Source organism: Mycobacterium sp. IS-1556 (assembly GCF_001499985.1).
Lineage (GTDB): Bacteria > Actinomycetota > Actinomycetes > Mycobacteriales > Mycobacteriaceae > Mycobacterium.
This window is the reverse complement of record NZ_LQIM01000001.1, coordinates 156154-179012: the sequence shown is the minus strand read 5'-3', so window position 1 is coordinate 179012 and position 22859 is coordinate 156154. Positions and strand designations below refer to the sequence as shown.

The 22859-nt window shown below is 68.5% G+C and carries 22 protein-coding genes; 11 read left to right on the top strand and 11 right to left on the bottom strand.

What is annotated here, in order from left to right; genetic code table 11:
* Positions 1–11 precede the first annotated feature (11 nt).
* From AU187_RS00865 to AU187_RS00850, 3 genes are read right to left on the bottom strand one after another with little or no spacing between them, the layout of a single operon-like run.
* Positions 12–1286, bottom strand: coding sequence for an LCP family protein (locus tag AU187_RS00865; protein ID WP_082683697.1), 1275 nt, complete (start codon positions 1284–1286; stop codon positions 12–14).
* Between the two features lie 30 nt (positions 1287–1316).
* The gene (locus tag AU187_RS00855; RefSeq protein WP_059100688.1) at positions 1317–2084 is read right to left on the bottom strand and encodes a CPBP family intramembrane glutamic endopeptidase; all 768 of its coding nucleotides are present in this window, start codon (positions 2082–2084) and stop codon (positions 1317–1319) included.
* 19 nt (positions 2085–2103) lie between these two features.
* Entirely contained in the window at positions 2104–2892 is a 789-nt protein-coding gene (locus AU187_RS00850; RefSeq protein ID WP_059100689.1) for a DUF2470 domain-containing protein, read from the bottom strand.
* Positions 2893–3000: 108 nt separating this feature from the next.
* On the opposite strand from AU187_RS00850, the gene pheA reads away from it, so the two are divergent.
* On the top strand, positions 3001–3927 hold the full coding sequence (pheA, locus tag AU187_RS00845; RefSeq protein ID WP_059100690.1) for a prephenate dehydratase: 927 nt from the start codon (positions 3001–3003) through the stop codon (positions 3925–3927).
* Positions 3924–4610 (top strand): histidine phosphatase family protein, encoded by a 687-nt coding sequence (locus AU187_RS00840; protein ID WP_059100691.1) that lies wholly within the window; start codon positions 3924–3926, stop codon positions 4608–4610. Before pheA ends, AU187_RS00840 begins: the two co-directional genes overlap by 4 nt.
* On the opposite strand, the gene AU187_RS00835 is transcribed toward AU187_RS00840, so the two are convergent.
* From AU187_RS00835 to AU187_RS00825, 3 genes are all read right to left on the bottom strand, one after another.
* A complete protein-coding gene (locus AU187_RS00835) occupies positions 4590–4781 on the bottom strand; it encodes a hypothetical protein (RefSeq protein WP_059100692.1) in 192 nt (63 codons plus the stop codon). The two genes, AU187_RS00840 and AU187_RS00835, sit on opposite strands and share 21 nt — an antisense overlap.
* Before the next feature lie 87 nt (positions 4782–4868).
* On the bottom strand, positions 4869–5219 hold the full coding sequence (locus AU187_RS00830; protein ID WP_059100693.1) for a metallopeptidase family protein: 351 nt from the start codon (positions 5217–5219) through the stop codon (positions 4869–4871).
* Positions 5220–5223: 4 nt separating this feature from the next.
* Positions 5224–6699, bottom strand: coding sequence for a septum formation family protein (locus AU187_RS00825; RefSeq protein WP_059100694.1), 1476 nt, complete (start codon positions 6697–6699; stop codon positions 5224–5226).
* 93 nt (positions 6700–6792) lie between these two features.
* Here AU187_RS00825 and serS point away from each other — a divergent pair, with 93 nt between their 5' ends.
* Positions 6793–8052 (top strand): serine--tRNA ligase, encoded by a 1260-nt coding sequence (gene serS, locus AU187_RS00820; protein ID WP_059100695.1) that lies wholly within the window; start codon positions 6793–6795, stop codon positions 8050–8052.
* A 25-nt stretch (positions 8053–8077) separates the two neighbouring features.
* Here the strand turns inward: serS and AU187_RS00815 are convergent, their stop codons facing one another.
* The 3 genes from AU187_RS00815 to AU187_RS00805 are packed head-to-tail and all read right to left on the bottom strand — an operon-like array spanning position 8078 to position 10720.
* Entirely contained in the window at positions 8078–8413 is a 336-nt protein-coding gene (locus tag AU187_RS00815) for a hypothetical protein (RefSeq protein WP_059100696.1), read from the bottom strand.
* A 7-nt stretch (positions 8414–8420) separates the two neighbouring features.
* The gene (locus AU187_RS00810) at positions 8421–9971 is read right to left on the bottom strand and encodes an MBL fold metallo-hydrolase (RefSeq protein ID WP_059100697.1); all 1551 of its coding nucleotides are present in this window, start codon (positions 9969–9971) and stop codon (positions 8421–8423) included.
* A gap of 38 nt (positions 9972–10009) precedes the next feature.
* Complete coding sequence (locus AU187_RS00805) at positions 10010–10720, bottom strand: aminoglycoside 3'-phosphotransferase (protein ID WP_059100698.1); 711 nt, start codon at positions 10718–10720, stop codon at positions 10010–10012.
* Positions 10721–10738: 18 nt separating this feature from the next.
* Here AU187_RS00805 and AU187_RS00800 point away from each other — a divergent pair, with 18 nt between their 5' ends.
* Genes AU187_RS00800 through AU187_RS00790 form a run of 3 tightly spaced genes read left to right on the top strand, consistent with a single transcriptional unit; the run spans position 10739 to position 13141 of the window.
* Positions 10739–11515 carry a lysophospholipid acyltransferase family protein gene (locus AU187_RS00800; protein WP_059100699.1) on the top strand — a complete coding sequence of 259 codons (777 nt, stop codon included), beginning with the start codon at positions 10739–10741 and terminating at the stop codon, positions 11513–11515.
* A gap of 5 nt (positions 11516–11520) precedes the next feature.
* Positions 11521–12294, top strand: a complete 774-nt coding sequence (locus AU187_RS00795; protein WP_059100700.1) for a lysophospholipid acyltransferase family protein — start codon at positions 11521–11523, stop codon at positions 12292–12294.
* 31 nt (positions 12295–12325) lie between these two features.
* Entirely contained in the window at positions 12326–13141 is an 816-nt protein-coding gene (locus AU187_RS00790; protein WP_059100701.1) for a Cof-type HAD-IIB family hydrolase, read from the top strand.
* Between the two features lie 8 nt (positions 13142–13149).
* Here the strand turns inward: AU187_RS00790 and AU187_RS00785 are convergent, their stop codons facing one another.
* Positions 13150–14772, bottom strand: coding sequence for an N-acetylmuramoyl-L-alanine amidase (locus AU187_RS00785; RefSeq protein ID WP_059100702.1), 1623 nt, complete (start codon positions 14770–14772; stop codon positions 13150–13152).
* A 130-nt stretch (positions 14773–14902) separates the two neighbouring features.
* Complete coding sequence (locus AU187_RS00780; RefSeq protein ID WP_059100703.1) at positions 14903–15832, bottom strand: hypothetical protein; 930 nt, start codon at positions 15830–15832, stop codon at positions 14903–14905.
* Positions 15833–16064: 232 nt separating this feature from the next.
* On the opposite strand from AU187_RS00780, the gene glf reads away from it, so the two are divergent.
* Genes glf through aftB form a run of 5 tightly spaced genes read left to right on the top strand, consistent with a single transcriptional unit; the run spans position 16065 to position 22769 of the window.
* Positions 16065–17273: a UDP-galactopyranose mutase gene (gene glf / locus AU187_RS00775; RefSeq protein ID WP_059100797.1), complete on the top strand. Its 1209-nt coding sequence runs from the start codon at positions 16065–16067 to the stop codon at positions 17271–17273.
* Complete coding sequence (locus AU187_RS00770) at positions 17270–19207, top strand: glycosyltransferase (protein WP_059166156.1); 1938 nt, start codon at positions 17270–17272, stop codon at positions 19205–19207. Before glf ends, AU187_RS00770 begins: the two co-directional genes overlap by 4 nt.
* On the top strand, positions 19200–19748 hold the full coding sequence (locus tag AU187_RS00765; RefSeq protein ID WP_059100705.1) for a phosphatase PAP2 family protein: 549 nt from the start codon (positions 19200–19202) through the stop codon (positions 19746–19748). Before AU187_RS00770 ends, AU187_RS00765 begins: the two co-directional genes overlap by 8 nt.
* A 41-nt stretch (positions 19749–19789) precedes the next feature.
* Complete coding sequence (locus AU187_RS00760) at positions 19790–20704, top strand: decaprenyl-phosphate phosphoribosyltransferase (protein WP_059100706.1); 915 nt, start codon at positions 19790–19792, stop codon at positions 20702–20704.
* Positions 20682–22769 carry a terminal beta-(1->2)-arabinofuranosyltransferase gene (gene aftB, locus AU187_RS00755; RefSeq protein WP_059100707.1) on the top strand — a complete coding sequence of 696 codons (2088 nt, stop codon included), beginning with the start codon at positions 20682–20684 and terminating at the stop codon, positions 22767–22769. Before AU187_RS00760 ends, aftB begins: the two co-directional genes overlap by 23 nt.
* Positions 22770–22859 lie beyond the last annotated feature (90 nt).

The following is a 22859-nucleotide window of genomic DNA, read 5'->3' as shown; positions in this document are numbered from 1 at the left end:
TCAGTTCCGGTTCACGGCTGGGCGTCGAGGACGTCCTGCGGCACCGGTGCGTCGGTTCGCAGCGCCTCGAACAACCGGCCCGCGACCTCCTCGTCCCACAGCACGGCCGAGCCCGAGTCGCCGGCGGAGAACTCCCCGATCGGCACCGTGGTCGTCAGCACATCGCCGCGCAGTGACCACGCGAGCCGCGCGAGGTCCCAGATGTGGTCGTCCTCGTTGACCGCGACGGCGCCCGTGGCGGCGCGGGCCATGGGGTACCAGCGCAGCGGGTTGAGCAGCACTGCGGGGCTCGCGGCGCGGTGCAGCAGCGCGGACATGAACTCGCGTTGATGAAGCATGCGATCCAGGTCGGCGCGCGGCGTGGCCCTGGTGCGAACGAATCCCAGCGCACTGCGGCCGTCGAGTTTCTGGCATCCGGCGGGCAGGTCGATGCCGGCCAGCGGGTCGCTGATGGGCTCGGTCGGACACATGGTGACCCCACCGACGGCGTCGACCATCGTGGCGAACCCGTCGAACCCGATCTCGGCGTAGTGGTCCATCCGCAGCCCGGTGGCCTGCTCGACGGTCTGGGCGAGCAGCGGGGCGCCACCGACCGTGAACGCGGCGTTGATCTTGTCGCTGCCGTAGCCGGGGATCGACACGTAGGAGTCGCGCGGAATCGAGACCATCGTTGTGCGCGTCCCCGATCCGATGCCGGGAATGTGCACCAGCAGGATCGTGTCGGTGCGACCGTCGCCGAGGTCGCCGCCGGTGGCCAGCTGCGCTTGCTGTTCGGGGGTCAGGTTCTGGCGGCTGTCGGATCCGACGAGCAGCCACGTCGTACCCGACGCCGACGCGGGGCGGTCGGGGTAGTCGGTCAGCGCGGGGATGCGCCGAAGCGACGAGTCGAGCCATAGCCCGCCGGCCACCACGAAGACCAGCAGGGCCACCACGAACACCAGCAGAACCGCAACGACGAGGCGTCCCCAATGACGTTTGCGCCGTCGCGGTTTCGGTTTCGTCGGCGCCGGCGGTCGCGGAGGTGGCGGCGGCTGCCGCGGCGGTGCCGGTTTACGGGCAGCCGGCGGCCGGGCGCGCGGCGGTGGTGGCGGCTGTCGCGGTGGTGGCGGCTGTCGCCGTGGTGGCGCCGTGCGCGGTGCTGGCATCCGCGGCGGTGGCGGGGCCGGGTTCGGCGGCCATGGAGGCGGCGGCCGGTAGGCGGGGTCCCGGCGGATGACCTGTGACGGCTCCCGGCGTGCCCGCGGCGGGGGCTCGAACCCGCGGGGCGGCTGCCGGTTGTCGGTCATCTGACGAATCTACGTCGCATTCCGCCGTGTTCACCGCAACCAGCCCAGGTGGCCGGCGGCCAGCGTGTAGCCCACGAACGCCACGGCGTCGATCAGCGCATGGGCGATGATCAGCGGCCAGAGCCGACCGGTGCGCAGATAGACATAGCCGAACACCAGGCCCATCGCCATGTTCCCCAGGCCCGCCCCGAAGCCCTGATAGAGGTGGTACAGGCCGCGCAGCACGCTGGAGACGATGACGGCGGTCGCCGGGCTCACCCGCAGTTGACGCAGCCGGGTGACCAGGAAGCCGACAACCACCACCTCCTCGGCCCAGCCGTTCGCGAGCGACGTCAACAACAGGACGGGGATCCGCCACCAGGTGTCGTAGAGTTCGGCGGGTTCGACGTCGGCGTTCATGCCGAGGATGCGGGCGATCTGATACAACGCGAGGCCGGGCACCCCGATGAGCGCGGCCAAACCCAGCCCGCCGAGTAGGTCCGGTCGCCACCGCGGTCGACCCAGTCCGATCGACTCGAGGACGAACCCGCTGCGCCACAACAGATAAACGGCCAGCCCGCCCCACGCCGACAGTTGAAAGACCCAGACGAGGTTGAGGCCGAGGTCGATCAGGTCGAATGGGGAGCGGCGCGGATTGAGTGCCACGACCTGGCCGGAGAGGCCGAGCAGGACCGACTCGGTCAAGTTCAGCAGTGCGCTGTAGGCGGACAGGCCGAACGTCACCGCCAGTACGACGGCGACTTCGATGCGAAGCGCCCGGCGCTCGGGGTTGCTCAGCTCGTCGGGGGCGCCGGTCACCGCAGCTACGGTAGTGGCGTCACAGCTTGCGTGCGCGCAGCCCGTTGAGGAACGGGCAGCCCATCAGCACGCGGATCGCCTGGCTGAGCCCGGTGACGTCGTCCACCGGCTTGGTGAACGGCAGCCGCACGTCGTGATCACCGTCGTCGGTTTCCACCCGGAGCCGCACGCCGTAGCGGTCCAGTCCCAGTGGCCGAACGCGGCCGCGGCGCAACGACATCGGCAGCCGACTGGCCAGCCGCTCGACCACGTCGCGGTGTGCCGACTCCATGTGCTGCAGCCAGCACGACTCCATTGCGCAGAACGGATCCGGCCGGGCGTCGAGCAGTGTGCTCACCCCGACCGATTCGGCGCCGGTGGAGTCCGCCACGACCACCGAGTCGATCTCGAGGCGTAGAAGTGCATAGCCGCGATCGCCGTCGGACGGTCCGGAGTTCACCTGCAGCAGGGCCGGGTTGGGATCCTCGGAGGCGACCAGATCGAGCAGGGTCGGCACCTCGCCTGCCGGCACGTCGTGCAGGCGCCCGCGGATCCACACCAGGGACCGCACTGGCTCGCGCAGCGGCAGCGGCGCGTAGTCGGTCATCTCCAGCACCGCCTGCACCCCGGCGGTGCCGGCGGAAACGGCCTTGGCCGCCACCGGGCTGTCGAGCGGGACGGTGATCGCGAACGAGCCGTCGTCGAGCAGATGGTGGACCGGGGTCTCGGTGGGCTCGATACCTTCGACCGCGAGCATCGCGCCGCCGGCCCGGACGCACGCGCTGCGGATCCGCTCGGCCGTCGTCGGTGCCGTGGTCGTTGTCGTCATCCCGCCTCCTCAGATAAGGTGAGCCTAACTTAACTAGGTTCTAGCGGATCCCGCAAGGCTTTCGTGCAGCGGAACGGCATTACCGCAGCGACCCGATAGTGTTGAGCCGTGCCGCGCATCGCTTATCTGGGACCTCAGGGGACCTTCACCGAGGTGGCGCTTCTCACGATGTCCGCCGAGGGCATGCTGCCCGGCGGGCCGGGTGCCGACGAGGTGACCGCAGTCCCGACCGACAGCACCACCGGCGCACTGGCCGTGGTCCGCAGCGGAGACGCGGACTACGCCTGCGTGCCGATCGAGAACTCGATCGAGGGATCGGTGCTACCGACGCTGGACGGCCTGGCCACTGGTACGCCCGTGCAGATTTTCGCCGAACTGACGCTCGACGTGTCGTTCACGATCGTGGTGCGCGACGGTACGCGGGCAGGCGATGTGACCACGGTCGCCGCCTTTCCCGTCGCGGCCGCCCAGGTGCGCAACTGGCTGGCCGAGCAGCTGCCGTCAGCGCAGTTGGTGCCGGCCAACTCGAACGCCGCGGCCGCCAACGACGTGGCCGAGGGCCGCGCCGACGCGGGGGTGAGCACCGCGCTGGCCGCGGAACGTTACGGCCTGACGGCGCTGGCGTCCGACATCGTCGACGAACCCAATGCACGCACCAGGTTCGTGCTGGTCGGACCACCCGCTCCGCCGCCGGACCGCACGGGCGCCGACCGCACCTCGGTGGTACTGCGACTGGCCAACGTGCCCGGCGCGCTGGTGTCGGCGCTGACGGAGTTCGCGGTCCGCGACATCGACCTGACGCGAATCGAATCACGGCCCACCCGAACGGGTTTGGGTACCTACATGTTCTTCCTGGACTGCGTCGGCCACATCGACGACGATGCGGTCGCCGAGGCACTCAAGGCGCTGCACCGTCGTTGTTCGGATGTGCGATTCCTGGGTTCCTGGCCGACCGGAGCCGCCGCAGGGGCGGCGCCGCCCGCGCTGGACGAGGCCTCTCGCTGGCTGGCGCGGCTGAAGGAGGGAAAGCCGTGACTGGGCGCCTGGTGCTGGTGCGCCATGGCCAGTCACTGGCGAACGTGCAGCGTCGTCTCGACACCAGGCCGCCCGGGGCCGAGCTGACCGATCTCGGTCGCAACCAGGCGCGCTCCTACGCAAATGGCCTGCCGCTGCCACCGGCGATCCTTGCGCATTCGGTGGCGCACCGGGCCCGCCAGACCGCCGAGGAGATCGCGGGAGCACTGCGGGTACCGCCGATGGAACTCGAGGGCATCCACGAGGTGCAGGTGGGTGACCTGGAGGACCGCAACGACGACGAGGCGATCGCCACGTTCGAGACCGTCTACCAGCAGTGGCACGAAGGCAACCTCGACGCGCCGATGCCCAACGGCGAGACCGGTAACGACGTGCTGGACCGGTACGTGCCGGCCATCACGCAGCTGCGGATGCGGCACCTCGACGACGACGCCTGGCACGGCGACATCGTGGTGGTCAGCCACGGCGCGGCGATCCGGCTGGTGTCGTCGGTGTTGGCGGGCGTCGAGCGCAGCTTCGTGCTCGACCATCACCTCGGCAACACCGAGGCCGTCGTGCTCGCCCCGATCACCGACGGCCGGTGGAGTTGCGTGCGGTGGGGGTCGATGACGCCGCCGTTCTACCCGGAGCCCGACGTACACCCGGTCGAGGACGCGCTGCAGTCAGCCGACCCGATGGGCTGACAGCGAGACGGCGCACACGCAGCCGATCGCCTCGCAGTCGATCACGAACGTGTGCACCACCTCCGGGGTCACGCAGCCCGGTTCGGTGCACTCCGCCCGGCGTGACACGTGATGGATGACGGTGCCATGGCAGTGCTCGAGGCCGGCCATGCAGTCTCGGCACTCGGTCATGGCCCCTTGATAGCACCAGCGGGGGACAAACCGTGGTTGCCGCGCGGTGTCTTTCGGCGGTCTTCGCGGTCTCGCGGTGTTATCCCGTTATCCCCAACCGAGTTCGTGCAGGCGCTCGTCGTCGATACCGAAATGGTGCGCAATCTCGTGGATCACGGTGATTGCCACCTCGTCGACGACCTCGTCCTCGGTGTCGCAGTGCTGCAGCAACGCGTCGCGGTAGATCGTGATCGTGTCCGGCAACGAGCCCGCGTACCACGAATCGCGTTCGGTCAGCGCGACGCCCTGGTAGAGACCCAGCAGGTCGGGTTCCTCGTCATTGCGGGCCTCGACCAGCACGACGACGTTGTCGAGCGCGTCGGCGAGCTTCGGCGGTATCAGGTCGAGCGCCTCGGAGACCAGTTCGTCGAACCGTTGCGGGTCCATCCGCACGGTCACGTGGCTACGGTCCCGGCGGCGGAGGTGCAGGCGCAGGCGCCGGTGGCGGTGGCGGTGGCGGTGCGGGGGCCGGCGCGGGCGCAGGTGCAGGCGCCGGCGGCGGAGGAGCGGCCGCGGGCGGCGGCGGAGGCAGCGGGGCGCCCGGCGGAGGCGGCGGGGGAACCGGCGCACCCGGAGGCGGCGCCGCTCCCGGCGGTGGCGGCCCGCCGTTGAACGTGTTGCCCGGCGCGTGCCCCTGGTCGCCCGAGGGCTCGGGAGCGTCCGTCACCTGGGCCGGCCCGTGGGTCGACTGGTCGCTGCTGCCGCTGTCACTGCTGCTGCCGCTGCTGCTGCTGTCGGAGGACTGGTCGCTGGTGACCTGCGAGGTGCTGCCCGAGTCGTCGTCGGGGATCGGGATCGGCGGGAAGTTCAGCCGCTCCTCGGGAATGTCGGGCGGCGGGACCGGCGGCTGACCGTTGATCAGCAGCGGACCCTTGGCGCTGTTGAGCAGAGTCGACCAGCCCCCGTTTCCGAGGGTCGCACCGATGCTGCACGACACCTGACGGCTGCCCGCTGACCAACTCGGCAGCGAGATGGTGCTGTAGATCAGTGTCAGCGTGGTGCTGCGCAGCTCGATCGGAGCCAGATAGGCGTCCGTCATCCGGGTGCACGCGTCCTTGATGAAGGCGTCCTGTTCGGGCTCCGGCGGCAGGCCGCCGGGAAACTTCTCGGCGAGGTTCACCGCGCCGGTGACCTCCATCGCATGCGGGGCGGCGCAGTCGACGGGAATGTCGGTGGGCTGGTTGGTGGTCGGGTCGATGCCCAGGCAGGTCCCTGCGGGCCACACCTTGGACTGGTCGATCTCGGCGACCTTGCCCGTGAACGGCAACTGCTGATTGTTGGGGCCTGGCAACTGCAGGCCGCACAGCATGCGTCGCTCACCGGACTGGCGCCAGGCCTTGTCGCCCGACCACAGCATGCTCACCGTGAAGCGGCTGTTCGGATCGAAGCGCGGACCCAGGTAACGCTTCACGGCCGTCGAGCACTGCTCCTGGCTGATCTGCTGGATGCGCGCGCTCGACGGCGGCGCCGCGTCCGGCCCGTACTCGCTGCCCGGGAAGGTCCGCATGTCGACCGACTCGGCGACCTCGAATCGGTGCTCCTTGTTGCAGTCGACGATCTCGGCGGCGTCGGGCGTGCGGTCGGGCCAGTTGAGGCAGTCGCCGGCCTTGGCGTGTTCGAACGTCGCATTGCCGCGCGGGCCGAGGGAGATCGTGCTGGCGGTCAGGCCATTGGCACCCTCGCTCTGCGGCAGGGCGGTGATGAAGCCGGCGATGAGCAGCCCGCCGAGAGCCGTCAGCAACAGGGCGCGACGCGTCGACGTGGCGTGCAAACTCTGCCACCACGCCGCTCGCTGCGACGGTTCGGTGTCGTCTTGCTGCAGATCGGCGCGCTCTTGCGCGTCGCCCGGACGACCTGGTGCCTCCAACATCTGCTCCATTGTGACAGGCGTGTCAGGGGCTGTGACAACTGTTGCAGTTGTAAAGTTATGCGGTTGTGCTGGCTCGACCCGTCGACCAGTAGGGTTGCGGCCGTGATCGACCTCAAGTTGCTGCGCGAAAACCCGGATGCGGTCCGTGCCTCGCAACGCGCCCGCGGCGAAGATCCGAATCTCGTCGACGCGCTGCTGCAGTCCGATGTCGCCCGCCGGGCCGCGGTGTCGGCGGCCGACAATCTGCGCGCCGAACAGAAGGCCGCGAGCAAGAAGGTCGGCAAGGCGTCACCCGAGGAGCGGCCCGCTCTGCTCGAGCAGGCCAAGCAGCTCGCCGAGAAGGTCAAGGCCGCCGAGGCCGATCAAGCCGAGGCCGAGCGGGCGTTCACTGCGGCGCACATGGCGTTGTCGAACGTGATCATCGACGGAGTGCCGGTCGGCGGCGAGGACGACTCCGTGGTGCTCGAGACCGTCGGCGAGCCCCCGCGCATCGACGAACCCAAGGATCACGTCGAGCTCGGCGAGGCGCTGGGGCTGATCGACCTCGAACGCGGCGCCAAGGTGGCCGGATCACGGTTCTACTTCCTCACCGGCGCCGGTGCGCTGTTGCAGCTGGGCCTGCTGCAGCTGGCGGTCAGGCTGGCCACCGAGAACGGCTTCACGTTAATGATCCCCCCGGTGCTGGTGCGCCCGGAGATCATGGCGGGCACCGGCTTTCTCGGCGCCCACAGCGAGGAGGTGTACCGCATCGAGGCCGACGACCTCTACCTCGTGGGGACCTCCGAGGTGCCGCTGGCGGGATACCACGCCGACGAGATCCTCGACCTGTCCCGCGGACCGTTGCGGTACGCGGGCTGGTCGTCGTGCTTCCGCCGGGAGGCGGGCAGCCACGGCAAGGACACCCGCGGCATCATCCGGGTGCACCAGTTCGACAAGGTCGAGGGATTCGTCTACTGCAAGCCCGAGGACGCCGAGGCCGAACACGACCGGCTGCTGGGCTGGCAGCGCGAGATGCTGGCCAAGATCGAGGTGCCCTACCGCATCGTCGACATCGCCGCGGGTGACCTCGGATCGTCGGCGGCACGCAAATTCGATTGCGAGGCTTGGTTTCCCACGCAGCGCACCTACCGCGAGCTGACCTCGACGTCGAATTGCACGACGTTCCAGGCGCGCCGGTTGGCGGTGCGGTACCGCGACGAGAACGGACGGCCGCAGACGGCGGCCACGCTCAACGGTACGTTCGCGACGACGCGGTGGCTGGTGGCGATTCTGGAGAACCATCAGCAGCCCGACGGCAGCGTCCGCGTCCCAGAAGCGTTGGTGCCCTTCGTCGGAACCGAACTGCTGACGCCGGCCAAGTGAGCGTCGCTTGTGGCGTCGTTCGCGCCTAGCCGTTCAGCAGTTTGTCGAGGCTCGCGAGGAACTCGGTGGGCCGCTGGGGCGTGAACGCGGGTTTGGGTCGCGCGCCCGGAACGTCGAGCGTCACCAAAGTCGACTTGATCGGTCGCCACACGTCGAGCGGCAGCCAGCGCCGCAGGTCCGAGCTGCCCCAGATGCGGAACCGCTGGGTGAACATGCCCAGCGGCTCGGCCTTGTATCCGCGGATCGACCGCAGCGGAATGATCTTCGAGGTGCCCGACGGAAAGTGATAGCGGCGCAGCGTGATCGCCTCACGGTCGAGCTGGATCATCCCATCGTCGTAAAACTGTTGCGGGGCCGTCATTTCCGTGTCATTTCCGGGTGCACCTCAACTCGTGACCCTTGGTGGTCAGGCAGCGGCCGTTCTGCAGGTTCCACTGCCAGCCGTGCAGGTTGCAGGTCAGTGTCGACCCCTCGACCACACCGAATTTCGACAGGTCTGCCTTCAAGTGCGGGCACCGTCGTTGAATCTCCCAGCCGTCCAGCGTGATCGTGGACGAGTCGTCATGGGCCTCGGCGAACCACCCGTCGGCGTAAGCGATCCGCTCGTCGGTCAGGCACTTGAAGAATGTGTACAGGTACTCGTTGTAGCCGCCGACCCGCCAGGCCCGAAACCGGGTCGACAGGAAGATGGTGTTGACCCAGTCGGGTTCGTTGTCCCGCAGCACGGTGCGCACCAGCTCCGGCGCAATCGCGAAGCCGTAGCGAAACTTCTCGTCGGGAATCGGTTCGCGCACAACCCGTTTCGGGAAATCGAGGATCACCGTCTCGGGACCCAGCCGCAACTCCACCGGGTAGCCGATACCGTCGCAGATCTGATCGGTCTGGATCATGATCGGCTCGAAGACCGTGCGCAGCGGTTCCAGCAGCGGCTCGCCCGCCGCGGGCGCCCAATTAGCCTTCTCCGCGGCCAGCACCGGCGCCATCCGCTCGGCGTAGTCGGCGATGTAGTCGGCCTTGCCGGTCGTGAAGATCGCCTGCACCTGGTCGTCGGGCAGCGGATGGGTCAGCGAATCCAGTTGCGAGCCGGTGAAAGTCGCCGTCGACCCCGGGATCATCAGCAGGCCACCCTGATGGCCGTGCGCGCGCAGCTGATCCAGGAACACCGCCTGGTCGGGAAAGATGTTGGCCGGATCGCCATGGTCGTCGTTCAGCTGGCGCAGGTCCGGATCGAGGAAGCACGGCGGGCCCGCCGACGGGACGACCCAGGTGGCGCCGACCTGCGCGATGTACTGGCGGCACCGGTCCATCTGGCGCTGCCGCTTCTGGATGCCGAACGCCTCCTTGGCGCGGGCGGGCATGTCGTAGACCATCGGGTACCAGATGGCGCCGGAGTACTGCAGCATGTGCACGTCGACGTGGCCGAAGTCGGCGTGCACCACGTCGAGGTCGACGGGCCGCGCGTCGTTCATATTGAAAGCGGTGGTCACGCCATCCGATACCACGAGTCCGGAGTCACCGATCGGACCGTCGGCCGGGGCACGCAGCGCGATGATCATCACCTTGAGATCGCCGCGCGGGCCGGTGACGGTGTGCGTGACCGAATCCGTCGTCTCGAAGAACCGGTGGAAGCCGAGCTTTTCGAGTTCGCGTCGCAGATCGGGCACCGGATAGTCCGGCAGCAACACGACCGCGTCCTTGTTGACGTGTCTGCGCAGTAGCCGCGGATCGAAGTGGTCGCGGTGCAGGTGTGAGACGTACAGGTAGTCGCAGTCGCCGAGCGCGTCCCAGTCCAACGCGCTGTTGTCGGGGAACGGGAACCACGACGCGAAGTAGGCGGGGTTGACCCAGGGGTCGCACAAGATGCTTCCGGCCTGGGTATCGATGCGAAAACCCGCGTGCCCGACGCTCGTGACCTGCACAAATACCCTTTCTGTGGGATGTGGCGCTCGCGAAGAGTCTAGCCCGCCGGCAGGTCCTGATCGTCGTCGTAGGCGTCCCACGCGCGCCTGTAGTAGCCGATGCGCTCGTCGTCGGCCGCGACGCCGTACGCCTCGAGCAGTAGTTCCTGGAAACCGCCGGGGCCCTCGGTGGGGAAGTTCCAGTCCAGCGACATCGTCGCGATGGCCAGGTCGGCCCAGCGGTCGGCGACTCCGAGGTCGCCGAGGTCGACGTGCCCGCTGAACGCGCCGTCGTCGGCCATCAGAGTGTTCGGGGAGCAGGCGTCGCCGTGGCACACCACGAGCCGGTCGGCCGGTGGCGCGTCGACCGGCACCCAGGACGGCCTGCCGAACGGGCAGTCCCCGACCGGCAGCGCGTCGTGCAAGCGCCGCAGCCCTTGCCCGATTGCGCGGGCGGCGGTTTCAGGTTCGTCGGCCCAGCGGGGATCCACTGCGGAGCGACCCGTCAGGCGCGCGGTGTGCAGCCAGCCCGGCCCGGACGCCAACACTTCGGGTACCGGCGTGTAGCGCCCCGCCCAGCGCAACCGCGGCACCTCTGCGGCCAATAGGTGCGCGTAGGCGTCGGGGTACACCTTGACGAACTCCGCGCCGCCGTCGATCTCGAAAGTGACGCCCCCGAGCTCGTTGATCCAGACGGCACGCACCGGGCGGTCCGCCGAGATCGAGGCGACGAGGGCGGGAACTGGCACGGGTTCGCCGGGTCGGGTCACGCGACTAGGCTGCCTGATGTGGAACCGGTATACGGCACCGTCATCCAGCTGGCGCGGCTGCTGTGGCGCGTGCAGGGGCTGAAGTTCACGGTCACCGGCGTGGAGAACCTGCCGGCCACCGGCGGCGCGGTGATCGCGATCAACCACACCAGCTACTTCGACTTCACATTCGCGGGGTTGCCCGCCTACCGGCAGGGGCAGGGCCGCAAGGTCCGCTTCATGGCCAAGAAAGAGGTCTTCGACCACAAGATCACCGGACCGCTCATGCGCAGCCTGCGCCACATCGAGGTGGACCGCGACAGCGGCGCGGGGTCCTTCGACGAGGCCTGCCGCAAACTCAAGGAGGGTGAGTGGGTCGGCGTCTACCCCGAGGCCACCATCAGCCGCAGCTTCGAGATCAAGGCGTTCAAGTCCGGTGCCGCCCGCATGGCGATCGCCGCCGACGTGCCGATCGTTCCGCATGTCGTCTGGGGTGCGCAGCGCATCTGGACCAAGGGCCATCCGAAGAAGATGTGGCGGCCCAAGGTGCCGATCTCGGTCGCGGTCGGTGAACCGATCGAGCCGACGCTGCCCGCAGCCGAGCTGACCGCGCTGCTGCACTCGCGGATGCAGCACTTGTTGGAGCGGGTGCAGGACGCCTACGGTCCGCACCCGCCCGGCGAGTTCTGGGTGCCGCACCGGCTGGGCGGGGGAGCCCCGACGCTGGCCGAGGCCAACCGGATGGACGCCGAGGAGGCGCTCGAGAAGGCCGCCAGGCGCGCGCAGCGTCCCGACGCCAGCGGAGCACCGGGGTAACCGACATGGAGCCCGTCTTCTACACGCTCGAGGTACTGGTCAAGGCGGCGGTCAGGATCAACGGGATCCAAATCAGCTACCACGGTCTGGACAACATCCCCGCCAGCGGCGGTGCGGTGATCGCGATCAACCACACCAGCTATGTCGACTGGTTGCCGGCCGCGCTGGCAGCGCATTACCGCAAGCGGCGGCTGCGTTTCATGATCAAAGAAGAGATGCAGCAGGTGAAGGTCGTCAACTACCTCATCAGCCGCACGGGCACGATCCCGGTGGATCGCACTGCCGGGGCCGGCTCCTACGCCGTCGCCGTGGAGCGGCTGCGGGCGGGCGAACTCGTCGGCGTCTATCCGGAGGCCACGATCAGTCGCAGCTTCGAGCTCAAGGACTTCAAGACCGGTGCGGCCCGCATGGCGCGGGAGGCCGATGTGCCGATCGTTCCGCTCATCGTGTGGGGCGCCCAACGGCTCTGGACCAAGGACCATCCGCGGCGCCTTTGGGGTCGGCGGGGCGGCGGCAAGATTCCGATCACCGTCGAGGTGGGTAAACCCGTGCGGGCCGACGAGACGATGGAGCGGACGTTGCAGAACCTGCGCACGGCGATGACCGAGCTGCTGCACGAGGCGCAGCGCGACTATCCACTCCCGGAGGGCGCGTTCTGGGTGCCGCGCCGGCTCGGCGGCGGCGCACCGACACTCGACGAGGCCAAAGCGCTCGACGAGGCGGAACTGGCCGAGCGGGCCCGCAAGCGCGCAGAGCGGGAAGCCAAGAGTCGCCGGTGACACCGGTGAGGAGCGAAGGCGGATCGCCGCGATGACTTTGCCATTGCTGATTGCGTCCGACGTCGATGGCACGTTGCTGGACGACGACGAGAAGGTCTCCCCGCGCACCCGAGCGGCGGTCAGCGCCGCGGTCGCGGCGGGTACGAGGTTCGTGCTGGCCACCGGGCGCCCGCCGCGGTGGGTGCAGCCCGTCGTCGACGAGCTGGGCTTCGCGCCGATGGCGGTGTGCGCCAACGGTGCGGTGATCTACGACCCGGCCACCGACCGGATCGTGTCCGCCCGCACATTGACCACCGACGTGCTCGGCGAACTCGCCGACATCGCGACACGGGCGATCCCGGGCGCGGGCCTGGCCGTCGAGCGGGTGGGCCGCAGCGCCCATGACGCCGCCACCCCGCAGTTCGTCAGCTCACCCGGCTACGAACACGCGTGGCTCAATCCGGACAACACCGAGGTGTCCCTCGAGGATCTGCTCAGCGCACCCGCGGTCAAGCTACTCATCCGCAAGGCGGGCGCACGCAGCGCCGACATGGCCGCCGAGCTCGCCAAACACGTTGGGCCACAGGGCGACATCACCTACTCCACCAACAACGGCCTGGTCGAGATCATGCCGGTCGGCATCAGCAAGGCCACCGGCGTGGAGGAGCTGGCCCGCCCGCTCGGCATCACCGCCGGGGAGATCGTGACGTTCGGCGATATGCCCAACGACGTGCCGATGCTGCAATGGGCCGGGCTGGGTGTCGCCATGGGACATGCTCATCCGGACGCGTTGGCCGCAGCCGACGAGATCACCTCGACCAACAACGACGACGGTGTCGCGCGGGTGCTCGAGCGGTGGTGGATGTAGCGGCGCAATCAACTGCTGATCGGCGGTGTGAACCGTTCGAGCTGCACGGGCGCCGTGTCGGCCGTCGGCTGCGGTAGCTCCACCGGGATGCCGTCGAACACCCGTGTGACGGTGCCGTTCTCGCGGTCGAGGTTCAGTGTGCCGTGCTGGAAGTTCTGCACAATCCATTGCGGCTCTTGGATTTCCGCGCTCGTCGGCAATCCGAGCGCGCCACGCTCGAAACCCAGTGCGCCCCAGGCTTTGTAGATTTCGCCGGTGACCGGTTGGGCGCCGCTCTGTGGTGACCAGTACACCGCGCCGTGTTCGAACGTGACGTAGCGGGCGCCGCCCTCGCCGGCGGCTTCCAAGGACGTCGGTCTGCCCAGTGGGCTCTTCATTGCACCCATCGCCTCCCACCGCGCGAAAATGGCGCCCCCACGCAGTGATTCGGACAGGTCGTCGGGGCCGGGCGGGTGGTTGAACCGGGCGGCGATGTCGCGGATGTGGTCCATCAGGGCATACGCCGCATTGCCGGGGCACTCCGTGGCGCCGACGTCGCGGTGGGTGAAGATCGCGGGCAGCTTCGGTGTCGCACCCGTCGGGAACGCCGAAAACGACCCACCCGAGGAGGCCAGCACCACAGTGCCGCGCGGATCGACGTGATCCAGTCCGAGTCGCCACCCGAGCAATCGAGCGGTGGTGCGCAACTGGATCGGTGTCGGCGGGACCACCTCGAAGTTGCCCATCATCGCCACACCCCAGGTGTCGCGGTTGAAGCCGCCGGTGTGCGCGCCCTCGACCGGTTTGGTGATGCCGCCCGCGCGCCCCTCGAAGACCTGTCCGTACTTGTCGACCAGCGCGTTGTATGCGATGTCGCACCAGCCCAGCGTTCTGGTGTGGTACTCGTAGACCGATCGGACGATGCCCGCGGAATCCTGGGGCGCGTATTCGTTGCTCCCGGCCGTGTGGTGCACGATTCCGGCTCGAATTCCCAAGTCGTAGCGCGGCTCTCCGCACCGCATCGATTCGTCGGCGCCCCACTGCGATCGGTTGATGATGTTCGGCGGCACGCCCGGCGCGTTGACCGCCGACGGCGGCGGCAGCGTGTCGACCGGCGGCGCCTGCGGCGGGCTGATCAACACGGCGTTCAGGTTCTGCCCGATGGACTGCTCCACGCTGGCCGGCAGGTAACCGAGGCCGGGCCCCTGCGCGGGCGCCGGCTCCGGGGTCGTGGCCGCATCGGGCGGCCGGGTCACGGCGATCTGCACGGTGGTGGTGCGCCCGACGAACACCGGCTCGGTGCCGACCGGGCCGGCAGCGGGGGCGTCCGGGCCGACGCCCTCGAGGGGCTCGGCCTCGTACCACGGCCCCCACGTTCCGTCGGCCTTCTTGGCCCGCACCCGGGCGGTGGTGCCGGCGAAGTCGTCTGCGGTCAGCGCGACCAATGAGAACGGCGTGTCCTGATGGATCTCGCGGATCGTCTCTCCGCCCGCGAGGCCGGTCAGCGGTTGCTGCGCGAGCCGGGGCGCCTCCGGGGCCGTCGCCCGGTCCGGTCCGTCACCCGGTAGGCCGTAGAGCGCCATCGGCAGCATCACGACCGTCGCCGCCAGGGCGGTGAAGATCAGCGACGGCGTGGGACGGCGAGTCGGCACGGACCGATGTTACGTATGTGTCAGTTGTTGCTTGTGGTACGACACGGCCCGGAGCCGCACCAAAATCAACGGCGACCTGCACCGGCACCGCAGAGCCGCCGGCTTCTGCGGTGCCGTCTGGTGGCAGGTCTCAGGCGCCGGGTGCGGGCGGCGCGGGTACCGGCGGTGCGGGCACGGCGGCCGGGGCGCCCGGCGGTTTCACCGCCGACATGATCGCCGGCATCACCATGCCTTTGAGCAGGTCGATCGCCTGTCCCGCGCCGAGTTGTTCGGCCATGCTCGACAGCTCGCCGACGATCCCGCCACTGCCTCCGCTGGTCGCCGCGGGCATCGTCGCCAGCGACGGGTCGCCGAGGATCGGGTACGTGCCGGCGGCCGGATCCAGCCCGATGGGCGCCGCAATGGGCACCTCACCAGGGGCCGGCAGGCCCGTGGTCGACGAGATCGGCGTGGTGCCCAGTGCCGGGTCGGTCAGCGCTGGCGGCGTGGACAGGCCCGGAGTCGTCAGGCTGCCGGTGTCTCCGGTCGGGCTGGTCAGCCCGGGGCTGGTCAGCGAGGGGCTGGTCAGCGCCGGATTGGTCAAGGCCGGGTCGGTGAGGGACGGGCCGGTGGCGGTGGCCGGCGGGACCGTGGCGCTCGGGGCGGTCAGTCCCGGAGTCGTCAGCTCGGGTGTGGTGAGCCCGGGCGCGGTCAGGCTCGGAGACGTCAGCTCCGGCGTGGTGAGACCCGGCGTCGTCAGCCCCGGCGAGGTGAGACCGGGCGTCGTCAGCCCCGGGGAGGTGAGCGTGGTCGGCGCGCTCGCCCCTGTGCCTGTCAACATTCCGGTCGGCATCGGAGGCAGATTGATGCCGAACTGCGAGAGGCCCTGAGACAGGGCGGACATCAACTCGTTGGGCAGATCGGTGATCATCGCTGCCTGCACGAACTCGCGGTGCTGGGACGCCGGCTCGGTGCTCTCCGACAACTCGGTCACGGCGACTACTGCGGCGGGACTCGCGACTGCCAAGGCCAGCACTGCGCTCGTGGCTGTCGACAGCCTGCGTCGACGTCGGTTCGGCACGGAAGTCTCCTCAATACATGGGCTACATCTGTTAGGCGGTCTGCTGGGTCGCGCTAGGCGATTCAGGTGAACCACCCAGGTCGTGCGCTGCCGGCACGGGATGCCGACGTGAACGACGGTACTGGTGTGACTGGTGGGACGAAAGTGACGATATGGAATCGTGAGCCGATCGCAATCTTCGGCTCCTGTCGAATTCGGGTGGGGCGGTCGCGGTCGGATACCCTTGCTGCCGATGACAGCTCGTTTCGACCTCCTTGTCGTCGGCTCCGGATTCTTCGGCCTGACGATTGCCGAGCGCGCGGCAACCCAGCTGGACAAGCGTGTCCTCGTCATAGAGCGACGTCCGCACATCGGTGGCAATGCGTACTCCGAACCCGAGCCGCAGACCGGCATCGAGGTGCACAAGTACGGCGCCCACCTGTTCCACACCTCCAACAAGCGGGTGTGGGACTACGTGCGGCAGTTCACCGAGTTCACCGGCTACCAGCATCGCGTCTACGCCATGCACAACGGGCAGGCGTACCAGTTCCCGATGGGGCTGGGCCTGGTCTCGCAGTTCTTCGGTAAGTACTTCACGCCCGACGAGGCCCGCCAACTGATCAAGGAGCAGGCCGCCGAGATCAAGACCGAAGACGCCCAGAACTTCGAGGAAAAGGCGATCAGCCTGGTCGGGCGGCCCCTGTACGAGGCCTTCCTCAAGAACTACACCGCCAAGCAGTGGCAGACCGACCCGAAGGAACTGCCGGCCAGCAACATCACCCGGCTGCCGGTGCGATACACCTTCGACAACCGCTACTTCAACGACACCTATGAAGGGCTGCCCGCCGAGGGCTACACCGCGTGGCTGCAGAACATGGCCGCCGATGACCGCATCGAGGTGCGGCTCGACACCGACTGGTTCGACGTGCGGGATCAACTCCGTGCCGAGAACCCCGACGCTCCAGTGGTCTACACCGGGCCGCTGGACCGCTATTTCGACTACGCCGAGGGGCGGCTGGGTTGGCGCACCCTCGATTTCGACGTGGAGGTGTTGAGCGGCTGCGGTGATTTTCAAGGCACACCCGTCATGAATTACAACGACGCCGACGTGCCCTTCACCCGCATCCACGAGTTCCGGCACTTCCATCCCGAACGCGCATACCCGACCGACAAGACGGTCATCATGCGCGAGTTCTCCAGGTTCGCCGATGACGACGACGAGCCCTACTATCCGATCAACACCGAAGCCGACCGCGCGTTGCTGGCCGCATACCGGGCCCGGGCGAAGGCCGAAACCGCTTCTGCGAAGGTGTTGTTCGGTGGCCGACTGGGCACCTACCAGTACCTGGACATGCACATGGCGATCGCCAGCGCGCTGAGCATGTACGACAACACGCTGGCCCCGCACCTGCGCGACGGTGCTCCACTGACCGAACCGGACCCAGAAAGCAGTAGCGCATGAGCGAGATCCCGTCCGGCGCGCTCGACGCCGCCGAATCGAAGGCGGTCAGCCTGCTGGCCCGCGTCATCCTGCCGCGTCCCGGCGAACCGCATGACGTCCGCAAGCTCTATATCGAGGAAGCGGACACCAACGCCAAACGCGCGCACGCGCCGACCCGCACGGCGCTCGAGATCGGCACCGAATCCCAGGTGTCGTTCGCGACCTACTTCAACGCCTTCCCCGCCAGCTACTGGCGGCGCTGGTCGACACTGCAGTCGGTGGTGCTGCGGGTCGAGCTGACCGGCAGCGCGCGCGTCGACGTCTACCGATCCAAGGCCACCGGGGCCCGCATCACCGTCGGGGGCGCTCCGGTCGCCAGCGAACGCGACGGCGACCGCGCCGCGGTCGAGTTCGAAATCGATCTCGGCCCGTTCGAGGACGGCGGCTGGATCTGGTTCGACATCGCCACCGACGCCGCGTCGACGTTGCATCACGCGGGTTGGTACGCGCCGGTGCCCGCACCGGGCCGGGCCAACATCGCGGTCGGCATCCCGACCTTCAACCGCCCGGCCGACTGTGTCAACGCGCTGGCCGCGCTGACTTCGGATCCGTTGGTGGACGAGGTGATCAGCGCCGTGATCGTGACCGATCAGGGTGCGAACAAGGCGAAGGATCATCCCGGTTTCGACGAGGCCGCCGGCGCACTGGGCAACCGGCTGTCCGTGCACAACCAGCCCAACCTCGGCGGTTCCGGCGGCTACAGCCGGGTGATGTACGAGGCGCTGAAAAACACCGACTGCGAACAGATCCTGTTCATGGACGACGACATCCGCATCGAGCCGGATTCGATCCTGCGCGCGCTGGCGATGAACCGGTTCGCCAAGTCGCCGACGCTGGTCGGCGGCCAGATGCTCAACCTGCAGGAACCCTCGCACCTGCACGTGATGGGCGAGATGGTCGATTCCGAGAACTTCATGTGGACCAACGCGGTCAACACCGAGTACGACCACAACTTCGCCAAATTCCGGCTCAGCGACGAGGATTCGCCGCGCAGCCGGCTGCTGCACCGCCGCATCGACGTGGATTACAACGGCTGGTGGATGTGCATGATCCCGCGTCAGGTCGCAGAGGAACTCGGTCAGCCGCTGCCGCTGTTCATCAAGTGGGATGACGCCGACTACGGCCTGCGTGCCGGCGAGCACGGCTACCCGACCGTCACGCTGCCCGGGGCCGCCATCTGGCACATGGCGTGGAGCGACAAGGACGACGCGATCGACTGGCAGGCGTACTTCCACCTGCGCAACCGGCTGGTGGTGGCGGCGCTGCACTGGGACGGCAACATCAGCGGGCTGATCGCGAGCCATCTGAAGGCGACGCTGAAACACCTTCTCTGCCTGGAGTATTCGACGGTCGCCATTCAGAACAGGGCGATGGACGACTTCCTGGCCGGGCCCGAGCACATCTTCTCGATCCTGGAGTCCGCGCTGCCCGAGGTGCGCAAGATGCGCCAGGAGTACCCCGACGCGGTGGTGCTGTCCAGCGCCGCCGAGCTGCCGACGCCGTCGGACAAGCGGTGGCGCAAGAAGGTGAACATCCCCACGAACGCGCTGGCGATCTCGTGGCGACTGTCCCGCGGCGTCATCCACCAACTGAGGGCACACGACCCCGAGCATCACCGCCGCCCGCAGATCAACGTCGCCACCCAGGACGCCCGCTGGTTCTCGCTGTGCAGGGTCGACGGTGTCACGGTGACGACCGCCGACGGTCGCGGCGTGGTGTACCGCCAGCGCGACCGCGAGAAGATGTTCGAGCTGCTGCGGGAGTCGCTGAAGCGTCAGGCCCGCCTCGCGCGCAAGTTCAACCGGATGCGCAAGGTCTACCGCGAGGCGCTGCCGACGTTGTCGAGCAAGCAGAAGTGGGAGACGGTCCTACTGGAGTCGTCTGCACATGGCTGAGACTCCGCGCGGCGAAGAGGCCGCGCTGGTCGCTGTGCAGTCCGCGCTCGCGGGCCGGCCGGGGATCCTCTCGGGTGCGCGCGCGTTGTCGCATTTCGGTGAGCACAGCCTCGGCTGGTTGACAATAGCCTTGCTAGGAGCGGTCTTTCAGGCCGACCGCCGGCGCGCCTGGCTGGCCGCGGGGGTGGGCGCATTCGTCGCGCACGCCGCGGCGGTCGTGATCAAGCGGGTGGTGCGCCGCGAGCGCCCGCACCACCCGGCGGTCACGGTCAACGTCGGAACCCCGAGTCGGCTGAGCTTTCCGTCGGCCCACGCCACGTCCACCACCGCAGCGTCGCTGTTGATGGCCAGGACGACCGGGTTGCCGCTGCCGGCACTGCTGGTGCCGCCGATGGCGTTGTCGCGCTTGGTGCTCGGCGTGCACTACCCGAGCGATGTGCTGACCGGTGTTGCGGTCGGGGCGGCCGTCGCCAAGGTGGTCGGCACCGTCGCCGATCGCGCCGAGGGGAGCTTCGCGCACGCGAGGAGCACAAGACACTGATGAGCATCTCGAGTGACAGCAGCGCAGAGAGCGTACGGCCAATGAGTCAACAACCGGCACCGGTCAGCGGGCCACCGCGGAACGCCGCGACGGGTCTGATCAAGGCGATCCGGCCGCGGCAGTGGGTGAAGAACCTGCTCGTCCTCGCCGCGCCCATCGCCGCGCTCGGCGGGGACGTGGAATACGACTATCGCGAGGTCGCGGTCAAGATCCTGATCGCCTTCGTGGCGTTCTCGCTGGCCGCCTCGTCGATCTATCTGGTCAACGACGCGCGCGACGTCGAGGCCGACCGTCAGCATCCCACGAAGCGGTTCCGGCCGATCGCGGCGGGTGTCGTCCCGGAATGGCTGGCCTACTGCGCCGCTGTCGTGTTGGCCGCTGCGGCACTGGGCATTTCGGTGCTCGCCACCACGAACCTTGCCGTGGTGATCGCGGTCTACATCGCGATGCAGCTGGCCTACTGCTTCGGGCTCAAACACCAGGCGGTGCTCGACATCTGCATCGTCTCCTCGGCGTACCTGATCCGCGCCATCGCGGGCGGCGCGGCGGCGAGCATCCCGCTGTCACAATGGTTCCTGTTGGTGATGACCTTCGGCTCGCTGTTCATGGTGGCCGGAAAGCGTTACGCCGAACTACAACTCGCCGAACGCACCGGGGCCAAGATCCGCAAGTCGCTGGAGAGCTACACGGCGTCCTACCTGCGCTTCGTGTGGACGTTGTCGGCCACCGCGATGGTTCTCTGTTACGGGCTGTGGGCGTTCGAACGTGACGGCGCCACCGCCTCCTGGTACGCAATCACGATCATCCCGATCACCATTGCGATCCTGCGGTACGCGGTCGACGTCGACGGCGGGTTGGCCGGGGAGCCCGAGGAGATCGCGTTGAAGGACCGGGTACTGCAGCTGTTGCTGCTGGCGTGGATCGGGACCATCGGTGCCGCCGTCTTCCTCAGCTGAGAAGGTGGCCCCGCCCGCCGCGGGCCGATGGGCCGACGTACTCGCGCGCAACGTGGCCCGCTGGCCCGCCTTCCGGTACGACACCACGGTACGGGTGAGCCTGTGGCTCAGCGTGCTGGTGGTCGCGGCGTTGTTCGGCTGGGGCGCCTGGCAGCGGCGCTGGATCGCCGACGACGGCCTGATCGTGTTGCGGACAGTCCGAAACCTGTTGGCGGGCAACGGCCCGGTGTTCAACGCGGGTGAGCGGGTGGAGGCCAACACCTCCACGGTGTGGACCTATCTGGTCTACCTCGGCGCGCTGGTGGGCGGCTCGGTACGGCTGGAGTACGTGGTGCTGGTGCTGGCGTTGGTGCTCAGCCTGCTGGGCGTGGCTTTCGCGATGCTGGGCACCGGCCGCCTGTATGCGCCGAGCCTGCAGGGCCGGCGCGCGCTGATGTTGCCCGCGGGCGCGCTGGTGTACATCGCCGTACCGCCCGCCCGCGACTTCGCCACCTCGGGGCTCGAAAACGGTTTGGTGCTGGCCTATCTCGGCCTGCTGTGGTGGATGATGGTGTGCTGGTCACAAGAACCGCGCGTCCGCCGCGCCGCCCCGGCGCCGAGCACCCGAGGCGGCGCACCGGTGATCCGTCGGCACCCCGTGGGTTCGCAGACACCGTCGTCACCACCCCGACCGGCGAGCGGAACATTCGACGGCGCACTGGCTTTCGTCGCGGGCCTGAGCGTGCTGGTGCGGCCCGAGTTGGCGTTGATCGGAGGGCTCGCCCTGGTGATGATGCTGATCGCGGCACGCGATTGGCGGCGCCGCACCATCATCCTCGTCGCGGGTGGGCTGCTTCCGGTGGCTTACCAGATCTTCCGAATGGGCTACTACGGGTTGCTGTTTCCCGGCACCGCGCTGGCCAAGGACGCCACCGGATCGAAGTGGTCGCACGGTTTCGTGTACCTCGCCAACTTCAACCAGCCGTACCTGCTGTGGGCGCCGGCGATCCTGCTGGCCGGGCTGGCGGGGGTGGTGTGGGTGACCCGCGGGCGCCGCCGACCGGGCCGCGGCACCGCGGCGCCCGGCTACGGATGGTTCGCGCGGATGGTGCAGAGTCCCGCCGCGGTGGTGATCTTCTTCCTCGTCAGCGGCCTGCTGCAGGCGCTGTACTGGATCCGCCAGGGCGGCGACTTCATGCACGGCAGGGTGCTGCTGACCCCGCTGTTCTGCCTGTTGATGCCGATCGCGGTGATTCCCGTCGTGCTGCCCGACGTAACCCGAATGGCCCGTGGCGCAGGCTATTTGTTCGTCGGCGCGACCAGTGTGCTGTGGTTGGCCGTCGCGGGATGGTCGCTGTGGGCGGCCAATTCGAGCGGGATGGGTAGTGACGCCACCCGCGTCACCTACTCCGGCATCGTCGACGAGCGACGGTTCTACGCTCAGGCCACCGGCCATGCGCACCCGTTGACCGCCGCGGACTACCTGGACTATCCGCGGATGCGGGCGGTGCTCGAGGCGTTGGACAACACGCCGGACGGTGCGCTGCTGCTGCCGTCGGGCAATTACGACCAATGGGATGTGGTGCCCGCCCTACCGCCGCCGCCGGACGCGCCGAAGGACTACCAAGGGCCGCACACAGTCTTCTTCACCAACCTCGGCATGCTGGGAATGAACGTCGGATTGGATGTGCGGGTCATCGATCAGATCGGCCTCGCCAACCCGTTGGCCGCGCACACCGCGCGCCTCGAGGACGGCCGAATCGGCCACGACAAGAACCTGTTTCCCGACTGGGCGATCGCCGAGGGGCCGTTCCTCAAAGAGCCACCGTTCATTCCGGGCTACATCGACGAGGACTGGGTCAAACAGGCCGAGGCGGCGCTGGAGTGCCCGGCCACCGACGCGATGTTGACGTCGGTACGCGGCCCGATGGGTCCGCGGCGGTTCCTGTCGAACCTCGTGCACGCATACCAGTTCACGCAGTACCGGATCAACCGCGTGCCACTGTATGAACTCATCCGCTGCGGGCTGCCTGTGCCGGAGTCCACGGTCGACCCGTATCAAGGCATGCCGGCGACGGGTCCGTAACGCGGAAGCCCTTGCAGCCGATAGATCAGTGGCTCAACGGCTTAGCGTCGTGACCAGGAACGACACGCTCTGAATGGGAAGATTGCGACG